Below are 18,854 nucleotides of genomic sequence, written 5' to 3'. Positions count from 1 at the left end.
GTGAGCTGGCTGGGGCGACTGTTCGACCTGCGGGACAGCCTCGTGCGGATGGTGCTGCTCGACCTCACCGGGTTGTGCTACCTGCTCGTCGTCCCGCACTCCACCAGCACGCCCACGACGACACAGTGGGTCCTCGCGGTGCCGGCGTTCGCGGTGGCGCTGGCGGCGCACCGCCGACCGGTGGTGAACATGGTGGCGCAGGCCGCCCTGCTGGCGGTCGCCATCAACCTGATCGACGACTTCACCATCAACCAGGTCGGCGCCAGTTGGGCGTTGCTCGAGATGACCATGCGGGCGCGCGGCCCCCGAGCCATCTGGCTGGCCACCGCGTTGCTGGTGGTGGTCGACCTGACCGACTCGATCGGCGACCCACCGCGCCGGTTCGCCTCCGGCGTCGTGGGGCTCGCCGTGGAGGTCGGCGTGCCGGTTCTGCTCGGACTGGTCATCCGCACCAACCGCGAGTTGGGCCGGCAGGCCGTGGAGCGGGCCCTGGCCGAGCAACGCCAGCGCGAGTCGGAGAGCCGCGCGGCTCGCGCCGACGAACGCAGCGCCATCGCCCGCGAGCTGCACGACGTCGTGGCGCACCACGTGGCGTCGATGGTCCTGCGGGTCGGCGTGGCCCGGCACGTGCTCACCGACCTGGACCCCCGGGTGGGCGAGGTCTTCGACGACGTGCACGGCACCGGCACCTCGGCCCTCGCTGAGCTGCGCCGGCTGGTCGCGGTGCTCCGCAACCCCGACGGGGTACGCGGTGACGCGGCGCTGACCGCGATCGACCCGTCCGCGCTGCCGGCGGCGATCGGCGCGTCCATGGATCGGGCCCGACAGGCGGGTGTCATCGTGGAGGCCGATCTGGACCCGGCGATCGGTTCACTCGACGCGGTGCGCGGCATGGCGGTGCTGCGACTGACCCAGGAGGCGCTGACGAACGTGGCCAAACACGCGGGGGCCTCAGCGCTCGCGCATCTCGTGGTCGCCGTCCGGGACGGCTCCGTGCACTGGGAGGTCACCGACAACGGGCGCGGTGGAGGCCCGGCGGGCGTGCCGGCCGGTGGCGGGCACGGCATCACCGGGATGCGCGAGCGTGTCGAGGTCCTCGGTGGCCGGCTGGAGGCGGGCCGGACCGGCACCGGGTGGCGAGTGCGTACCGTCCTGCCGGCAGTGGCCGCCGCATCCGCCGACGCGCCCATCGGGTCGGTGCCCCGCGAGCGGGAGGCCCCGGCCGGGTCGCCCACGCCGGAGCCGGCGTGATCCGGGTGCTGCTGGTCGACGACCAGCACCTCATCCGGGCCGGGCTGCGCATGCTCTGCGACGCCCAGCCCGACATCGAGATCGTCGGGGAGGCCGACAACGGCCGCGAGGCGATCCCGCTGGCCGGGCGGCTCCTCCCCGACGTCGTCGTGATGGACCTGCGGATGCCCGGCGTCGACGGGATCACCGCGACCAGCCGGATCCTCGCCGAACGCCCCGCCACCCGCGTCCTGGTGCTGACCACGTTCGGCGACGACGACCACCTCTACCCCGCGCTGACCGCCGGAGCGTGCGGGTTCCTGCTCAAGGATGCGCCCCCGACCGAGTTGCTGGACGGCATCCGCCGCGCCTCGGTCGGTGACAGCCCGTTCAGCCCTGACGTGCTGCGCCGCCTCGTGCAGCGCGCGGTGCACGCCCGCCCGGGGTCACCACCGGCTCTGCCGGGCCTGACCGCCCGGGAACGGGACGTGCTCGACCTGGTCGCCGAGGGCCTGTCCAACACCGAGATCGCCGACCAGCTCCACATCGGTGTCACCACGGTCAAGACCCACATCACCAGCCTGATGACCAAGACCGACAGCCCCAACCGGGTACGCCTGGCCCTGTTCGCGCGCGGGGTCTGACGTCCACGGGCTGCGCGCGGCGAGCTTCCAGTAATTGTTCTTCGTATACACTTTGCCCGGACACTTCACGGAGAGGCGACCGGGTGGCTGAAGACCTACGGGACAAGCTCGGCGCGCAACACCTGCCGCTCCGCGACCAGGTCCTCGCCGCCCTGCGGACCGCCATCATCGACGGCGACTACCTGCCCGGGGAACGGCTGACCGAGGACCGGCTCGCCGAGGACTTCGGCGTCTCCCGCAACCCCGTACGGGAGGCGCTGCGCGTCGCCGAGGCGGAGGGATTCGTCGTGATCCTCCCCCGCCGGGGAGCCGTCGTCGCCTCACCGAGCAGCGGGACCATCACCGACATGTTCGCCGTGCGCGAGCGGCTGGAGGCGCTCGCCGCCCGGCTGGCCGCCGAGCGGGCCACCGCGGCCGACGTGGCGTCCCTGCGCGCCCTGCTCGACCAGGGCCGCGAGGCGACCCAACGCCGCGACCTGGCCCGGGTCGCCGAGCTGAACAGCACGCTGCACCTGCGCATCCTCCAGATCAGCGGAAACCCCTGGCTGTCGTCGATCGCCAGGTCGCTCTACCTCCATGTCCAGTGGGTCTTCCGGCTCGGGGCGGCCGAACGCGCGCCACACTCGTGGGCCGAGCACATCCAACTCGTCGACGCCATCGAGTCGGGCGACGGTGACCGCGCCGAGCGGGCCGCCCTCGACCACCTCGAAGCGGCATCCGCCGCCGCGTACGAGAACGCCGAAGGCGGCTACGGCCTGCGCTGACGGGCACGCGGCTGCGCCACCCGCTACCGGCCGCACGCGTAGCCCTGCATCCCCCGCGGGTTCGCACCGGCCGCCAGCACACCCGTCGCCGGGTCACGGGTCACCGCGCAGAGCCGACCGAGGCTCCAACCGTCGGTGACCCGCACCTCGTGCCCGTACGCCCGCAGCGCCGCCAGCACACCCTCGTCGAGCCGGTCCTCCACCACCAGGACACCGGGCTCCATGTCGCGGGGATAGAACGAGCCGGGCAGGCTGACGGTGTGCCACGCCGGCGCGTCGATGGCCTCCTGAAGGCTCTGCCCACCCACGAGGTGCCGCAACAGGAACGGCAACTGCCACTGGTCCTGCTGGTCCCCACCGGGGGTGCCGCAGGCCAGCACCGGCTCGCCGTCGCGGTGCACCATCGTCGGGCTCAACGTCGTACGCGGGCGGCGGCCCGGCGCCAGCGACGAGGCGAGCCCCTCCTCCAGCCAGAACATCTGCAACCTGCTGCCCAGCGGAAAGCCCAGCTCCGGAATCGTCGGGGAACTCTGCAACCAGCCACCACTGGGGGTAGCGGAGATCATGTTGCCCCACCGGTCGACCACGTCCACGTGACAGGTGTCGCCGCGGGTCACCCCGTCTGACCGCACTGTCGGCTCTCCCGTGGTGGCATCGGTCGTCCCGGCAGGTCGAGCGGCACCGGGTCGGACGTGGGCGGGCAGGCGCGGCTGCGCCCCGTCCGGGCGACCCGGCCGCACCTCCACCGACGCGCGATCGCCGATCAGGGCGGCCCGCTCCCGCGCGTACCGCGGCGAGAGCAGCGCCTTGGCGGGCACGTCGGCCCCGTCGCCGTACCAGGCCTCCCGGTCGGCGAAGGCGAGCTTGAGCGCCTCGACCTGGGCGTGCACACCCGCGGCGGTCGCCGGGTCGTACGCGCCCGGGTCGTCGAGCGCGTCCAGGGTGGCCAGCGACTCCAGCAGCACCGGGCCCTGGCCCCAGAAACCGGTCTTCGCCACCTGGTAGCCCTGCCAGTCGAGGGTGGCGGGCGGCTCCCAGCTCGCCGAGTAGGCGGCCAGGTCGTCGCCGGTGACCAGCCCGGCGTGCGGGCGTCCGCTGGAGTCCTGGAACGGTCGCCGACTGAACACGTCGATCGCCTCGGCGACGAAACCCGTGCTCCAGGCCCGGCGCGCGGCCTCGATCTGGGCCTCCCGGTCGGCACCGGCCGCCCGTCCCGCCTCGACGAGTCGGCGCAGGGTGTCCGCGTACGCCGGGTTGGTGACCAGCTCACCGGCGGCGGGCGGTCGGCCGCCGCGCAGCCAGAGCGCGGCGGAGGTGGGCCAGTGTTCCTCGAACAACGACCGGACGGCGGCCACCGTGTCACCGACCCGGCCCACCAGCGGGTGCCCGGCGCGGGCGTAGCCGATCGCCGGCTCCAGCACCTCGGCGAGGGTGAGCGTGCCGTGCTCGCGCAGCAGCAGGAGCCAGGCGTCCACCGCGCCGGGTACGGCCGCCGCGAGCGGCCCGGCGCCCGGGATGAGGTCCATTCCGAGGGACCGGAAGTGCGCGATGGTGGCACCGGCCGGGGCCGGCCCCTGCCCACACAGCACCGTCGGTCGGGGGTCGCGTGCGGTGGCCACGATGGCCGGCACTTCGCCGCCCGGCCCGTTCAGGTGCGGCTCGACCACGTGCAGGACGAACCCGGCGGTGACCGCCGCGTCGAAGGCGTTGCCCCCGCGTTCCAGGATGCCCATCGCCGACTGGCTGGCGAGCCAGTGGGTGGAGGACACCATGCCGAAGGTGCCCTGCAACGTGGGTCGGGTGGTGAACGTCATGACAGCACCTCACTGGGATCTGCGGTACGACCTGCCGGCTGGTCGCCACCCGGACGTCTCGATCGAGCGTATGTTGTATACGATGACCGCCGCAAGAGCTGCGTGAATGGCCGACGAGGCGCCCCTGGCACCCGGAACAGACCGGCGGGCGATCAGCTCGCGGGCCGGGTCCGGCCGCCCCTGACCAGGCTGAGCAGGACGACCAGCGCGAGCACCGCCACCACCGCGCTGAAGAGCTCGCCGGCCGGGCGTAGACCGATCGTCTGGATCAGCAGACCGACCCCGACCGCCGGCACACCGAGCATGGCGAACAGGATGGCGAAGAAGGTCGACACCGCCTCGGCCCGGTGCCGCGGTTCGGTCTTCATCGTGATCGTCGCAATGCCGTCGCCAACCGCCACCCCGGACGCGACCCCGATGATCGCCGCGCTGACGAGCAGCGTCGCCAGCAACGCCATCCACATGCTGAACGCCAGCAGGCCCGCCCCCACCACCAGGCCGGCGCAGGCGCTGGCCAGTGCCGCACGCGAGGACAGCACGCGGGTCAGCAGTTGGCCGAACGCCGCACCGGTGAACGCCACGAAGACCACCAGCGCGGCCAGGGTGTGTGAGGTCTCGTGCAGGACCATGCCGAGGAACAGCCCGCTCACCGACGTGAGCACCCCGAGGGCGGCGAAGCCCGCGCCAGCGGTGATCGCCGAGCGGACGAAGGCACCGCGGATGGTCGCCGGCACGTGCAACCGCTGCACCCGCAGGGTCACCGGCGAACGTTCCCGGACCGTCTCCGGCACCCCGCGCAGCGCGATGATCGCGACCAACGCCAGGAGCAGCACGATCACCCAGGGCAGCCGGAGTGGTTCGGGCGCCACGTCCGACACGATCCCGGACAGCAGGGTGCCGGTGGCCAGGCCACCCAGGTTCGCGAAGATCGCCACGGTGGCGGCACGCTTCGGGTGCCGCGGGTCGATCAGCTCAGCCAACGCCGCTGTCGCCGTGCCGATGATCAGCGCGGCGGACAGCCCGGCGAGGATCCGACCCACGATGATCATCGCCAGGTCCACGGCGGCGAGGAAGACGGCGTCGGCGGCGACCGAGAGCAGCAACGCGATGAGGATGACCGGGCGTCGGCCGATCTGGTCGGAGAGCCGACCGAAGACCAGCAGCCCGACCACGACTCCGAGCGCGTACAGCGCGTAGACCACCGTCACTGTCAACGACGAGAAGCCGAACTCCATCTCGTAGAGCGGGTAGAGCGGCGTCGGCACCGTGGTGCCCACGAGCGTGATCCAGAACGCGAACGCGACCCGTACCGCGCCGGACGTGGAACCGGACCGTCTCACCCGCTCAGCATGGATCTCGGTTTTGAGCCGAGGTGCGGTAACGGACCTAAACGCCCACATCAGGTGGCGGCGCACGGGCGCGGTGGGAAGCGGAGCCGCACGGCTCCGCTTCCCACCGCGTACTCCTAGGAGTTGTACGCCTGCGCGGTCACCGTGACCTGGCGGGCGAGGCCCGCGCGGGCCGGCCAGGAGATCTGCACCTCACGACTCTCCCCCGGCAGGAGCCAGAAGTAGTTGTCGTCGTAGCGGGCCGGCAGGACCCGCTCACCGCTCTTGTCGCGCACGGCGAGCCGCACCAGGGCGGCGACGGTACGGCCCTGGTTGCGGACCATCGTGGTGACGGTGTTGCGCCCGTCCACGACGCGTACGGTGCTCGACGACGTCGACAGGCGGGTGCTCGGCAGGTCGTTGAGCGCCCGCACCTGCTCGGCCTTGTCGTAGCGCCAGTAGGTGTTCTCCGCCAGCAGCCGGTCCCGGCTGTCCCGCAGCTCCAGTCGCACCAGGTGCAGCCCGCCGGCCTCGGGCGCGGCGAGCGCGAAGGCCGCCGTGGTCGCCGAGCGGGCCACGTCCACCCGCTGACGTTGAGTCGAACCCAACACACGGCCGCTGAGGTCGTAGCGTCGGGCGCTCACCGTGACCCCGCTCAGCAGCGCGGCGGTGTGGTTGACCACCCGGACCTGCCAGGTGCCCGGGTCGGCCTGGACGTGCACCGGCTCGCACCCCTTGCGGGCCCCGTAGTACGCGCCGTTCACGTCGAGGTCGTAGTCGTAGGTCTGCCAGACCGTGCTGTGCCACGCCGGGTGCGACATCCACAGCAGCAGACCCGTGGCGTCCTGCCACAGGTTGGCGTTCCACGCCTCGAACATGGCGCGGTGGCTCTCGTAGTTGACGAACTGCGCCCGGGCGGCGAACTCGTCGAGCGAGGCGGACTCACCGAGCCGCGCGTCGATCGCCGCCTGGTACGTGCCGACCCGCTGGTTACCGATGGTCGACCAGTCGTGGTAGTTCCACACCTCGCCGATCGGCCACTCCGGCGCGTCCCCGACGAGGTTGCGCATGCTCTCGACCACCGACACCACCGGCATACCGATCTCGGTGTGGAAGCCGAACGAGTCCGCCTCGTAGATCTTCTTGTCGGTGTAGGTCGTCGGGTCGACCCAGCCGTACGGCCCGCGCCCGCTCACGATGCCGCTGGCGGAGTTGGGAATGTAGAGGATCTCGGGGTGCTCGGTGGCGACGGCCTGCTTGAGCCCGGCGTCGACGATCGGCGGCGGGTCTCCCTCGTTCGCGCCGCACCAGACCACGATGCTCGGGTGGTGGCGGAACCGGCGGATGGTGTCGGCGGCGATGTCGACGTAGCCGGGCGGGTTGGGCAGGAAGGCCCCGGCCTGCCAGAAGTCGTTCCACACCAGGATGCCCTGCTCGTCGCAGGCCTGGTACAACTCCTCACGGTTGCTGCTGCCGAGCCAGTTGCGGATCATCGTGAAGTTCATGTCGCGGTGCATCTCGACCGTGTCGGCCAGCCGGTCGGGCAGCACCCGCCGCAGCAGCTCATCCCAGCCCCAGTTGCCGCCTCGGGCGAACACCGGCACGCCGTTGACCGTGATCTTCAGCTCGGTGATCTTGTTGCTGACCGCCTTGACGTCTCTCCAGCGCTGCCCGTCGTCGGAGACCTGGATGACGAAGTCGCGGGCGTACGCCTGCTCCCAGACGATGGTGACCTGGTCGAAGCTGACCGGAGCGCCAAGGTCGACCTGGATCCACTGGTTGTCCTCGAACTGCGACGACCAGCGGGTACGGGGGTTGCCGTCGACGGCCCGGTCGGGGCCGTTCGAGTCGCCGTCGGACGACGAGGCGGTGGCGGTCCGGCGCAGGGCCAGGTCGACGTCCGGCTCGGCCTGCCGCTGCACCGAGAGCGCCCACATGGACACGCCCCACGAGGTGACCCGCGCGCCGGTCTGGATGCGCAGGTGCTGCGCGGTCTGGGTGGCGAACGTCTCGACCTGGGTGGCGCGGCTGCCCAGCGGGGTGTCGTTGCTGACCGACGTCACGTCGCTCCAGGCGTCCCCGTCGGCGGAGACCTGCACCCGGTAGTCCAGCGCGTACGCCTGCTCCCACACGATGGTGACCCGGTCGAAGTCGACCGCCGCGCCGAGGTCGACCTGGATCCACTGATCGTCCTCGGCCTGCGAGGCCCAGCGGGTCGCCGGGTCGCCGTCGACGGCCTTGCCGGGGCCGTTGCCGTCGTTCTCCGAGGACGACGCGGTGGCGTCGCGACGGAGGGCGAGATCCGGGCCGGTGCCGTCGGCCACCGACAGCGAGAACATCGAGATGCCCCAACCGGTGGCACGCTGGCCGGCCTGGATGCGCACGTGCTGGGCGTGCTGCCGGTCGAAGGTGACCGTCTGGGTCGCCGCGCCGTCGACGAACTCCAGTGCGGGCTTGCCGGGCGGCGAGATGACAATCGGCTGGTGCCAGTCGTAGGCGAACTCGCGGACACCGAAGCGGAGCGCACGCCGGTCGCTGACCGAGCGCTTGACGGTGGCGGTGAGCGTGAGGTCGTACAGGTGGGGGTCGCCGTAGCCGTTGGGCCACCAGAGTCGGGGGTTGCGCAGCCGCAGCGCGCGGAAGCGCTCCGGCGCGAAGGTGACTGTGGTGCTCCCGCCGGCGGGGACGGTCACCGTGGACTCGACGCGTACCTTGTCGAACTCGGCGCGGACGGTGACGGTGGTGGCGCTGGCCGCCGCGTTGCGGACCGGCACCCGGATGGTGACCTCGGCGCTGTCGGTCTTCGGGAGGTCCGGCAGCGTGGTCTGCACGTGCGGGTCACCGATGACCACCGCGCCGGTGCTGCGCAGCCGGACGTGGTCCCAGAGGCCGGTGACCCGGTCGCGCACGGCCGGCATCCAGTCCCACCCGGACACCGCCAGGTAGGTCGGCGCGTCAAGGTAGTGGTGGGCCGACTGGAGGAAGGTACGACCGTCGGGCCCCTTGTCGCCGGGGGTGCCCGGATGCGGCATCGGGGTGACCCGGACGGCGAGCACGTGCTCGCCACGGTGACCGGCCAACGCGTCGGTGATGTCGAAGGCGGCCCGCGCGAACGGGTGCTTGACGCTGCCGACCTGCACGCCGTTGACCCAGGCGGTCGCCTCGTGGTTGATCCCGTCGAACTCCAGCCAGATCCGTCGGCCGGCCGAGGTGTCCAGGTCGCGCGGCAGCCGCAGCGCGCGCCGGTACCACCACGTGTGCCGGGACAGCGCCTCCGGGATGCGCATGTTGTTGAAGCCGCTCACCGGGTCGGGCAGGTGGCCCTGCTCGACCAGGGTGCCCAGCACGGTGCCGGGCACCGTCGCTGGCAGCCAGGACCGGACGTCGACGCCGGCGCGGGAGAGCTCGGCGCCGTCGGCGGTGCCGGCGAAGTCGTCCATCGTCAACGACCAGCCCGACTCCAGCGGCACCGTGCCGTCGGCGGCGACCGTCAGCTCGGGGATTGGGCCGGTGTTGCCGCCCTCCCAACTGGTCCAGCCCTCGACCTTCGGCCGGCCGGACAGCGGTACGCCGTAGACCTGGAAGCCGTTGAGCCCCACCGGGTTGCTGTTCGAGCGCTTCGTGGCGGTCATCCGGATCCACCTCGCGGTGACCGGCTCGGGCAGCTTGATGGTCTGCGCGCCGCCCCGACCCTCGGTGGTCTCGTACACCGACCGCCAGGCGTGGCCGTCGGTGGAGACCTCGATCCGGTACGCGGTCGCAGCGCTGGAGAGGATCTCGTCACCGTCGGTGTCGGTGTAGTTGCCGTCGAACGGCCCGTCGTCGAGCGTGGCCTCGAAGACCAGGGAGACGGCCTCGATCCGGCACAGCGCCTGGAGGTCCACCGAGATCCACTGTGGATCGCCGTTGGCCGCGCGCCATCCACTCCCCCGGACGCCGACCTGCGGCAGGCCGTCCACCGCGAAGGTGGCCGGCGTCGGCGCGTAGTCGGTCGAGGAGACCGTCACCGGGCGGTACCGGGCCAGGTCGGTGGGGGTGGCGCTCGGCGGCGGCACGGCGGCGGCGAACGCGGGGGCGTTCGGGAGGACCGCGGTCACCCCGACCGACGCCAGCAGCGTCGCGCCGGCGGAGAGGAAGGTACGCCGGGAAATCGGCGATGGCTCGGACATCTTGCCTCCAGACATGACAACGTTGTCAGATAGCGGGGGTCTTTGACAACGTTGTCAGATGGTGGCCCGATGTTTCCCCGGAGTCAAGGGTCCGAGTCGATCGTGATTCCCCGAACACGTTCCGCAGCGGTTCCACTTCGGACATCGACAGACGGCTGCCGATCCTCCTGGTGATCGGAATCGGCCAGGCATCGCCATCATGCTGACGACCCGGAACGGCGTCGCGTCCCGGTCGCGTCAACGTCGACCACGAACTCACCGACTCGGAGCGGCGGTGCGGGGTGGTATGGACTGGCTCGCTGCCTTTGGAGCTGATGCCGTAAACGATTCAGCTCCAAAGGCTCCGACCAACACCTCTCCACCCCAGCAGACCCGTCAGGCCGTACGGCGCGCAGACGTCCAGCCCGCCCGCGAGGCGGAGGCGCGTCGGAGGTCATCGACGGTAGATCCCGTTGGCGCCGCGACGCCGCGACTCCCGGCAGGTCAGCGAGGCGTCCTACCCGTACCCGGGGATCGTGGCGGCACCGCCGACGGCCGGCAGGTGGCCACGGGCCCGGACGACCGCGTGCCCGCGCGGTCAGCTCGTCGGGCCGGTCTCCCGGCGACCGGGGTCCCGAGGGTGGTACTCGGGGCGCAGCTTCGCGCTCGCGAACGCCGCCTTCACCGCCGCCGAGAGCGCGGCCATGTCGTACGCGCCGTGGTGGCGGCGGCCGTTGATGAAGAAGGTCGGGGTGCCGGTGACGCCGCTGAGGTCGGCCGAGTCGACGTCCTCGGCGATCCGGTCCACACCCATGCGTTTCACCATGTGCTCCCGGAACCCGTCCAGGTCCAGGCCGAGCTGTTCGGCGTAGCCGAGCACGTCGGCGGGGTTGAGAGCGTCCTGGTGGGCGAGCAGCAGGTCGTGCATCTCCCAGAACGCGCCCTGCTCCCCCGCCGCCTCGGCGGCCTCGGCGGCGAGTTGGGCGTGCGGGTGCACGTCGGTGAGCGGCAGGTGCCGCCAGACGTACCGGACGTTGGCGAAGTCCGCCAACAGCTCCCGGACCACCGGCTCGGCCTGCCCGCAGTAGGGGCACTCGAAGTCGCCGTACTCCACGACCGTCACCGGCGCATCGAGCGCCCCCCGCATGTGGTCGCGGTCCGCATCGACCGGCAGCATCAGGTCGATGATCCCCTCGGTGACGCCCAGCAGCGCGCGGGTCCGCCGCGCCGGCGAGAGTCGTCCGACGGACCGGAACACCATCCAGGTGACGACCGACGCGCCGAGCGTCGCCACGAGGATACCGAACTTCGCCTCGTCCAGGGCGGGGCCGCTCAGGGCATGGGTGGCGATCAGGAGGGCGACGGTGAACCCGATGCCGGAGATCGTGCCGACGCCCGCGACCGCGACCCAACCGACGGGTGGCCGGAACCGGTTGCCGCTGAGCCGGGTCACCAACCACGCGGTGATGACGATCCCGGCGGGTTTGCCGACGACGTACGCAACCACGACCCCCAGCGTGACCGGGGAGGTCACCGCCCTGGCCAGCAGGTCGCCGTCGATCACGATGCCGACGTTGGCCAGCGCGAACAGTGGCACCACCAGGTAGCTCGCCAACGGGTGGTAGAGGGTCTGCAACCGCTCGTTGGGCGACAGCGCCGAGATGAGCCCGGCGCGGGCCATCCGGGCCAGTTGCGGGGTGGGCTGCTCCCGGAAGAGGCGGAACTGGTCGCTGGCCCGCTGCAGGTCGCCGCGGCCGGGATCGTAGGCGTAGGTCAGCAGCCCCATCACCAGGCCCACCGCGACCGGGTCGACACCGGACATCGAGACGGCGAGCCAGGCCGCCACCCCGAGCAGCGCGTAGACCGGCCCGAACCGCACCCCGCAGCCCCGGACGAGCAGCACCACGCCGAAGATCGCCGCCGCGACGACCAGCGCCGTCAGCGAGGGATGATGCGGGTACGCGATGGCCAGCACCGCGATCGCCACCACGTCGTCGACGACGGCGACGGTCAGCAGGAAACCCCGCAGCCGTTCCGAGAAGCGTGGCCCGAAGACGGCCAGGGCGCCGAGCGCGAGCGCCGTGTCGGTGGCCATCACCGCACCCCAGCCCGCAGCGGTGGTGTGCCCGGCGTTGATGGCGAGGTAGATGGCGATCGGCACGAGCATGCCGCCGACCCCGGCCAGCATCGGCAACGCCAGGCGACGCCGTTCCCGCAGCTCACCGATGTCGAACTCGCGGCGCAACTCCAGCCCCGCGACCAGGAAGAAGAACGTCATCAGGCCGCTGTTGACCCAGGTGCGCACGTCATGCGCCACCTGCCAGTCGCCGAGCCGGACCGAGAACGGAGTGTTCCAGACCGACTCGTACGACGATGCGCTGAGGTTCGCCCAGACGAGAGCCGCCACCGCGGCGATCAGCACCACCCGCGCGCCGCCGGTCTCGGTACGCAGGAACGAGCGCAGCGGGGCGTCGAACCGCCGGTCCCAGATGGTTCGGGCGGACCACCCCCGCTGCGTGTTGTCGCTCGTCACGGAAACAATCTTCGTCGCCCTGACCGTCACGTGGTCCGGATTGCTAGTCCTCCTCGGCGAAGACGACAGCGCGCCGCTGGCGGATCGTCGGCAGGACGGCGACGACGAGCGCGACGACGGCCAGCACCAGCAGCGCCGCGGAGATCGGCCGGGTCACGAAGACCGACGGGTCGCCACGGGAGATGATGAGCGCGCGGCGCAGGTTCTCCTCGAGCAGCGGGCCGAGGACGAAGCCGAGCAGCAGGGGCGCCGGCTCGCACCCGCACTTGATCAGGACGTAGCCCAGGATCCCGAAGAACGCTATCGCGTAGACGTCGTACGCGTTGGAGTTCAGGGAGTAGGTGCCGATCGCCGCGAACAGGATGATCATCGGGAAGAGCACCTGGTACGGGATGCGCAGCATGCGCACCCAGAGACCGATCAGCGGCAGGTTCAACAGCAGCAGGAGCACGTTGCCGATCCACATCGAGGCGATCAGGCCCCAGAACAGCGCCGGCTCGTCGTTGATGACGTTCGGACCCGGGGTGATGCCGTGGACGATGAACGCGCCGATCATCAGTGCCATCACCGGGTGGGCGGGCAGGCCCAGGGTGAGCAGCGGGATGAACGAGGTCTGCGCGGCGGCGTTGTTCGCCGACTCAGGGCCGGCGACGCCCTCGATCGCGCCCCGCCCGAACTCCTGTGGCCGCTTCGAGACGCGCTTCTCGACCGCGTACGAGGTGAACGAGGCCAGCACGTGACCGCCGCCGGGCAGGACACCGAGCGCGGCGCCGAGACCGGTGCCCCGCAGGATCGGGGCGACGATCCGACGCCGGTCCTCGCGGGTGGGCCAGAGGTTGGTCACCCTGCTGACGATCGCCGTACGGGTCTGCTCGTTCTCCAGGTTGCGCAGGATCTCGGCCACCCCGAACAGGCCCACGGCGACCGACACGAAGTCGATGCCGCCGTACAGCTCGCGCTGCTCGAACACGAAGCGCGGAGTCCCGGTGTAGATGTCCTGGCCGACAGTGCCGAGCAGCACGCCGAGCGCGATCATCGCCAGTGCCTTGAGCGCGGTGCCGCGCGCCAGCGCGATCGACACGATCAGGCCGAACAGCACGAGGGAGAAGTAGTCTGCCGGGCCGAATTTCAACGCGACGCTGGCCAGGGGCGGGGCCGCGGCGGCCAGCGCCACTGTTGCGACGGTGCCGGCGACGAAGGACCCGATCGCCGCGGCTGCCAGGGCGGGGCCGGCCCGACCCTGGCGGGCCATCTCGTGCCCGTCCAGCGCGGTGACCGCCGCTGACGACTCACCAGGCAGGTTGATCAGGATGGCGGTCGTCGAGCCGCCGTACTGCGCCCCGTAGTAGATGCCAGCCAGCATGATCAGCGCGGTGACCGGTTCGAAGCTGAACGTGATCGGCAGCAGCATCGCCACCGTGGCCGTGGGCCCGATGCCGGGCAGCACGCCGACGGCGGTCCCCAGCACCACTCCCACGAAGCAGTAGAGGACGTTCTGGATCAACAGGGCCGTCGAGAAGCCCAACGCGAGGTTGTCGAGGAGTTCCATGCCTCAATCCGGATGCCGCGTCAGAGGCCCAGCCAGGGGCCCCACAGCGGGATCCGCAGCTGAAGTCCGACGACGAAGATGAGCGTGCTGGCCACGGTCAGCCCGGCGGCCACGGCCACCGCCGTGAGCAGCCGTACGCGTGAGCTGGCGAGGGTGGTGAGCAGTGCGGTCACCGCCGTCGTCGGGACGAACCCGAGCCGCCGGATGGTGAACCCGAAGAACAGGACCGCGAGCATGATGACGGCGACCGCCCGCCACGGGACCGGCCCGAAGGAGATCACCTCACCGGCGACGAGACCCTTGAGGGCGATCGCCAGGCCCAGGGCGACCACGGCTGCGCCGACCAGCAGCGGGAAGGCGCCGGGGCCCATCCGGGTCGGGGTGCCCAGCTCGTAGCCGAGCGCCCCCACCACGAATGCGCCACCGATCAGGACGAAGATCCCCCCGGCGAGGACGTCCGGGAACGACCGACGGCGCTCCACCTCAGGAGACCTTGACCCCGGAGTCGGCAATGATCTTCGCCCAGGTGCCGAGCTGTTCGTCGAGCTTCGCCCGGTGGGCGTCCGGGGTCGCGTCCTGGGCCGGGACCGGCGCGGTCCCGAGTTTGGCCATCTGGTCGATGACCCCCTGGTCGGCCAGCGCCACCTTCAACGCCTCGGACAGCTTCTGAACGATCTCCGGCGGCGTGTCGGCCGGAACGTAGAGACCGTGCCACACGCTGACCTTCAGCTGCGGCAGCCCGGCCTCGGTGGTGGTGGGCAGGTCGGGAAGGCTCTTCACCCGCTCGGGTGTGGTGACCGCGTACGCCTTCACCTTTCCCGCGGCGATCTGGCCGCTGGTGTTCGTCGTCTGGTCGCACATGAAGTCGACCTGGCCGCCGACGAGGTCGGTCAGCGCGGGACCGGTGCCCTGGTACGGAACCTCCTGGAGCTTCACCCCGGTGGTGCTCTGGAACAGCAGACCGCACAGGTGCGACGCGGCGCCGATGCCGGCGTTGGCCAGCGTGACCTTGTTGGCGTTCGCCTTCACGTGGGTCACCAGGTCCGGGAGGGTCGCGGGCGCGAAGTCCTTGCGAGCGACGATCGTCATCGGCACCTCGGTGACGAGCCCGACCGTCTCGAAGTCCTCCAGGGGCTTGTAGCCGAGGCTCTTGTAGAGGGCCGGCGCCGTCGACATGCCGATGTGGTGCATGAGCACCGTGTAGCCGTCCGGCTTGGCCCGTGCGACATCGCCGGCGCCGACAGTGCCGCCGGCACCCTCGACGTTCTGGACGACGATCTTGCCGCCGAGCTTCGCGGCCATCGGCCCGGCGATCATCCGGGTGACAGTGTCCGTCGGGCCACCCGCGCTGAACGGCACGACGATCGTGATGTTCTCGTCCGGGTAGTTCGCGGCGTCCCCGCCGCCGGTGGCCCCTCCGTTGCCGGAACAGGCGGCGGTTAGCGCGACGACACCAATCGCGGCGATCATCCGCGCGGCGGCCCGGTACCTGCTGGTCGTTCGCATATGGCGACCTCCCCATCAACGCATGGACATCTCTCGGCACCTCGTTGGCTCCCAGTCTCTGCTGGTCGGGGCCCGGACGGTGTCAGAAAAATCCCAAGAACCGGGCCGGCACGAGCCCCGCTGTGGGCCGTACAATTCGGCGGTATGCGGATAACCGTCATCGAGGATGACGACCGCGTGGCGCGGGGTCTGGTGACCGTCCTGACCCAGGCGGGCTTCGAGGTTCACCGCGTCGCCACCGCCACGGAAGCCGAGCGCGCCGCGCCGTCCGACGTGGTCCTCGTCGACCTGGGTCTCCCCGACGGCGACGGGCTCGACGTGATCCGCAAGCTGCGGCACCACCCGCAGACCGCCGTCATCGCGGTGACAGCGCGATCCGAGGAGCACGAACGGGTCCGTGGCCTGCGCGCCGGCGCCGACGACTACATCGTCAAACCGTTCGGCATCCCCGAGTTGCTCGCCCGGATCGACGCCGTCCTGCGGCGCACACGGGCCGCTCGTGCCCTCGGCCAGACCGACGAGCCGCTCGTCCTCGGCCCGATGCGCATCGGCGTCGGCACCCGGGAGGTCACCGTCGACGGCGACCTCGTGCCGCTGACCCGCAAGGAGTTCGAACTGCTCCTGCTCCTGGCCCGGCGGGCGCCCAACGTGGTCAGCCGCGACGTCATCCTCGACCAGATCTGGGGCGCGACCTGGGAATCGTCGAGCCGCACCCTGGACACCCACATCGCGGCGCTGCGGCACAAGCTGAGGCCGGACGTGGTCATCCGCACCGTCCACGGCGTCGGCTATCGGCTGCTGGCCGACCAGCCGGAGCTGATCGGCTGACCTCGTGCACCGACGACTGCTCGTCGTCCTGGTGCCCCTCGCCGTGCTCCTCGTCGCGGCGCTCGGGGTGCCGCTCAGCATCACCGTCGCCGAACGTGAGATGCAGGAGACGTACGTCAACCGTCTGGGCGACGTCGGCCGGTTCGCCTCGCTGGCCGAGACCGCGCTGTCGACCGGCCGCACCGAGGCGTTGCAGCAGGAGCTGACGCGGTACCACGAGCTCTACGGCATCCCCGTCGCGCTGATCGACACGTCGGGTGCGGTGCTGCTCGGGCCGGCCGACGCGTACCAGAAGGCGGCGCAGGCCGAGGCGGCGTTGCCCCGGATCGTGACCGCCGCACTCGCCGGTGCCCGCTCCGACCCGTCCTGGGAGTGGGCGCCCTGGGACGACTCCGCACTCGTGGTGGCGGAACCGGTCGGCCGGGACAGTGAGGTCGTCGGCGCCGTCGTGACGATCTCCGACCTGACCCGGACGCGCGAGCTCATCCTCGTACGCTGGGCCCGGCTGGCCGGGCTCGGGCTGCTGCCGTTGCTCGCGCTGACGGCCGTCGCCTGGCCGGTGTCGGCGTGGGTGTTGCGCCCGGTGCGGAAGCTCGACGCGGCGACCGCACGGATCTCCGAGGGAGACCTGACCATCCGCGCCGACGCCGAGGCCGGCCCGATCGAGCTGCGGCGGCTGGCGCGGTCGTTCAACACCATGATGGACGCCGTCGAGAACGCCGCCCAGCGGCAGCGCGCCTTCGTCTCCGACGCGTCGCACCAGTTACGTAACCCGTTGACGAGCCTCCGGCTCGCGGTGGAGAGCCTCGCACCACACCTGCGGCCCGAGGGCGACGGGCAGCAGGTGTACGACGTCGCCGTCGACGAGCTGAAGGCGATGCAGCGGATGCTCAACTCGCTGCAGGCCAGCGCTCGGATGGAGAGCCTGCGGACGGCGTCACCCGTGGACCTCGACGAGGTGCTGGCGACCCGGGTGGACCGGTGGCGGGCCCTGACGGCCACGGCCGGGCAGACCCTGACTGTCGTCGTACCCCCGGGGTTGCGGTTAATGGAACCGCCGGGCGGCCTGGGCAGCATCCTGGACGAGCTGATCAGCAACGCGTTGCGGCTGTCTGACGCGCAGTCCGTGGAGGTGACCGCGCGGGTCGGTCCCGCTGGCGCGGTCGCCGTCGCCGTGTGCGACGACGGCCAGGGCATGGATGCGTCCGAGCGGGCCCAGGCGTCGCAACGGTTCTGGCGCTCACCTCGACACCAGAACGTGCCCGGGACCGGGCTGGGCCTGGCGATCTGCGCCGACCTGATCGGGGCGGCCGGCGGTGAGCTGCGGCTGGAAGAGGGCCTGCCCCGTCCGGACGGCTCCGGGAACGGGCTCGCCGCGGTGGTGGTGTTGCCGGCCGCGCCCCGGGTGGCGTCGTTGTCCGACGCTCCGACGCCGGTCTGACGGTCACGCCTCAGCGTTTGCGGTCGCGGAACCAGGCGGCCGCGCCCGGGTGGAGCGGGACCGACGCGGTGGAGATCCCGGTACGCACGTTGATCTGCCACGCCTCCGGAAGGGCCTCCGCATCGTCGCGGTCGCCGGAGGTGATCGCCCCGGTATGCGTGAAGATCGTGTCGGTGATGGCGTAGACCAGTTCGTGAGGCAGGTCGTCGCGCGCCAGCAGCACATTCGGTACGGCGACCGTGCGGGTCGCCGGAACGCCGGCGTAGGCAGCCGCGTGAATCATGGCCGGGGCATACGGACCCGGGTACGCCGTGAAGAGCCCGTCCGCCTGCGCGTCCAACGGAATCAACCGGATCGGGTGCCGCTGCGCCAACTCGGTGATGGCCGGTGTGGGGACACCGGTCAGCGAGAACATCGCGTCGATCGTGCCGTCGCGAAGTGCCGCCGCCGACTCGGCCTGGCTGAGGTTGCGGCCGTCGGCGTCGAGCGGGCCGAGCTGCAGGACCCGCCGCGACGTGAACTCCGTACCGGAGTCGTGGGCACCGAGGGACACGCGTTTGCCGGCAAGATCCCGGAACTCGTCGATCGCCGAGCCGGCCATGACCACGAGATGCAGATGACTGTCGTAGAGCCGGCAGATCGCCGACAGCCCACCGGGCGCGCTGCCGTCGCTGGTGATCAGGGCGTCCAGACTGGTCAACCCCAGGTGCACCTCACCGGCCCGCAACATCCGGATGTTGTCGGTGGACGCCCCGCTCGGCACCGTGGTCACCGTCGCGCCCGGCACCTGCTCCGAGATGTGCTCGGCCAGCGCCCCACCGATCCGCCGGTAGACCGCCCCCGCCGGCCCGGTCGCCAGTCGCAGCTGGACCTCGCCCGCCTCAGACCGCCCCGAACAACCGACGAGCAGCCCTCCCCCGGCCAGCAACACCGCCCGCCGAGAAAGCCCCACCATCCCAAAAGGATACGAACCCCAGCCCCGCCCCGCCCCGCCGCACCCCGCCCCGCACCCCGCCCCGCCCCTCGCCCCGCCCCTCGCCCCGCCCCTCGCCCCGCCCCTCGCCCCGCC

At 71.5% G+C, this 18,854-nt stretch carries 13 protein-coding genes; 5 read left to right on the top strand and 8 right to left on the bottom strand.

Annotation, left to right across the window (positions count from 1 at the left end; translation table 11 throughout):
• From AB0877_RS03450 to AB0877_RS03440, 3 genes are all read left to right on the top strand, one after another.
• Positions 1-1,251, top strand: a complete 1,251-nt coding sequence (locus AB0877_RS03450) for a histidine kinase (protein WP_366606271.1) — start codon at positions 1-3, stop codon at positions 1,249-1,251.
• Positions 1,248-1,874 (top strand): response regulator transcription factor, encoded by a 627-nt coding sequence (locus AB0877_RS03445; protein WP_366606270.1) that lies wholly within the window; start codon positions 1,248-1,250, stop codon positions 1,872-1,874. Before AB0877_RS03450 ends, AB0877_RS03445 begins: the two co-directional genes overlap by 4 nt.
• Positions 1,875-1,957: 83 nt before the next feature.
• Positions 1,958-2,638: a GntR family transcriptional regulator gene (locus AB0877_RS03440; protein ID WP_366606268.1), complete on the top strand. Its 681-nt coding sequence runs from the start codon at positions 1,958-1,960 to the stop codon at positions 2,636-2,638.
• Positions 2,639-2,661: 23 nt separating this feature from the next.
• Here the strand turns inward: AB0877_RS03440 and AB0877_RS03435 are convergent, their stop codons facing one another.
• The 7 genes from AB0877_RS03435 to AB0877_RS03405 all read right to left on the bottom strand — a co-directional run bounded on the left by AB0877_RS03435 (position 2,662) and on the right by AB0877_RS03405 (position 15,516).
• Complete coding sequence (locus tag AB0877_RS03435; protein ID WP_366606266.1) at positions 2,662-4,452, bottom strand: gamma-glutamyltransferase family protein; 1,791 nt, start codon at positions 4,450-4,452, stop codon at positions 2,662-2,664.
• A 152-nt stretch (positions 4,453-4,604) separates the two neighbouring features.
• Positions 4,605-5,792 (bottom strand): MFS transporter, encoded by a 1,188-nt coding sequence (locus tag AB0877_RS03430; RefSeq protein ID WP_366606265.1) that lies wholly within the window; start codon positions 5,790-5,792, stop codon positions 4,605-4,607.
• A 125-nt stretch (positions 5,793-5,917) separates the two neighbouring features.
• The gene (locus AB0877_RS03425; protein WP_366606263.1) at positions 5,918-9,949 is read right to left on the bottom strand and encodes a discoidin domain-containing protein; all 4,032 of its coding nucleotides are present in this window, start codon (positions 9,947-9,949) and stop codon (positions 5,918-5,920) included.
• A gap of 577 nt (positions 9,950-10,526) precedes the next feature.
• Positions 10,527-12,461, bottom strand: coding sequence for a Na+/H+ antiporter NhaA (locus tag AB0877_RS03420; RefSeq protein ID WP_366606261.1), 1,935 nt, complete (start codon positions 12,459-12,461; stop codon positions 10,527-10,529).
• Positions 12,462-12,504: 43 nt separating this feature from the next.
• On the bottom strand, positions 12,505-14,010 hold the full coding sequence (locus AB0877_RS03415) for a tripartite tricarboxylate transporter permease (protein WP_366606259.1): 1,506 nt from the start codon (positions 14,008-14,010) through the stop codon (positions 12,505-12,507).
• Positions 14,011-14,030: 20 nt separating this feature from the next.
• Entirely contained in the window at positions 14,031-14,492 is a 462-nt protein-coding gene (locus tag AB0877_RS03410; RefSeq protein ID WP_366606257.1) for a tripartite tricarboxylate transporter TctB family protein, read from the bottom strand.
• Position 14,493: 1 nt separating this feature from the next.
• Positions 14,494-15,516 carry a tripartite tricarboxylate transporter substrate-binding protein gene (locus tag AB0877_RS03405; protein WP_366606255.1) on the bottom strand — a complete coding sequence of 341 codons (1,023 nt, stop codon included), beginning with the start codon at positions 15,514-15,516 and terminating at the stop codon, positions 14,494-14,496.
• Between the two features lie 144 nt (positions 15,517-15,660).
• On the opposite strand from AB0877_RS03405, the gene AB0877_RS03400 reads away from it, so the two are divergent.
• Both AB0877_RS03400 and AB0877_RS03395 read left to right on the top strand, forming a co-directional pair.
• Entirely contained in the window at positions 15,661-16,344 is a 684-nt protein-coding gene (locus tag AB0877_RS03400) for a response regulator transcription factor (RefSeq protein ID WP_366606254.1), read from the top strand.
• 4 nt (positions 16,345-16,348) lie between these two features.
• On the top strand, positions 16,349-17,785 hold the full coding sequence (locus AB0877_RS03395; protein WP_366606253.1) for a HAMP domain-containing sensor histidine kinase: 1,437 nt from the start codon (positions 16,349-16,351) through the stop codon (positions 17,783-17,785).
• Positions 17,786-17,795: 10 nt separating this feature from the next.
• Here the strand turns inward: AB0877_RS03395 and AB0877_RS03390 are convergent, their stop codons facing one another.
• Positions 17,796-18,740, bottom strand: coding sequence for a TAXI family TRAP transporter solute-binding subunit (locus AB0877_RS03390; RefSeq protein WP_366606252.1), 945 nt, complete (start codon positions 18,738-18,740; stop codon positions 17,796-17,798).
• Positions 18,741-18,854 lie beyond the last annotated feature (114 nt).

Origin of the sequence: Micromonospora sp. NPDC047644 (assembly GCF_040704315.1) — a bacterium.
Classification (GTDB): domain Bacteria; phylum Actinomycetota; class Actinomycetes; order Mycobacteriales; family Micromonosporaceae; genus Micromonospora.
The sequence above is the reverse complement of the archived record's forward strand: the minus strand, read 5'-3'. Positions and strand labels throughout refer to the sequence as shown.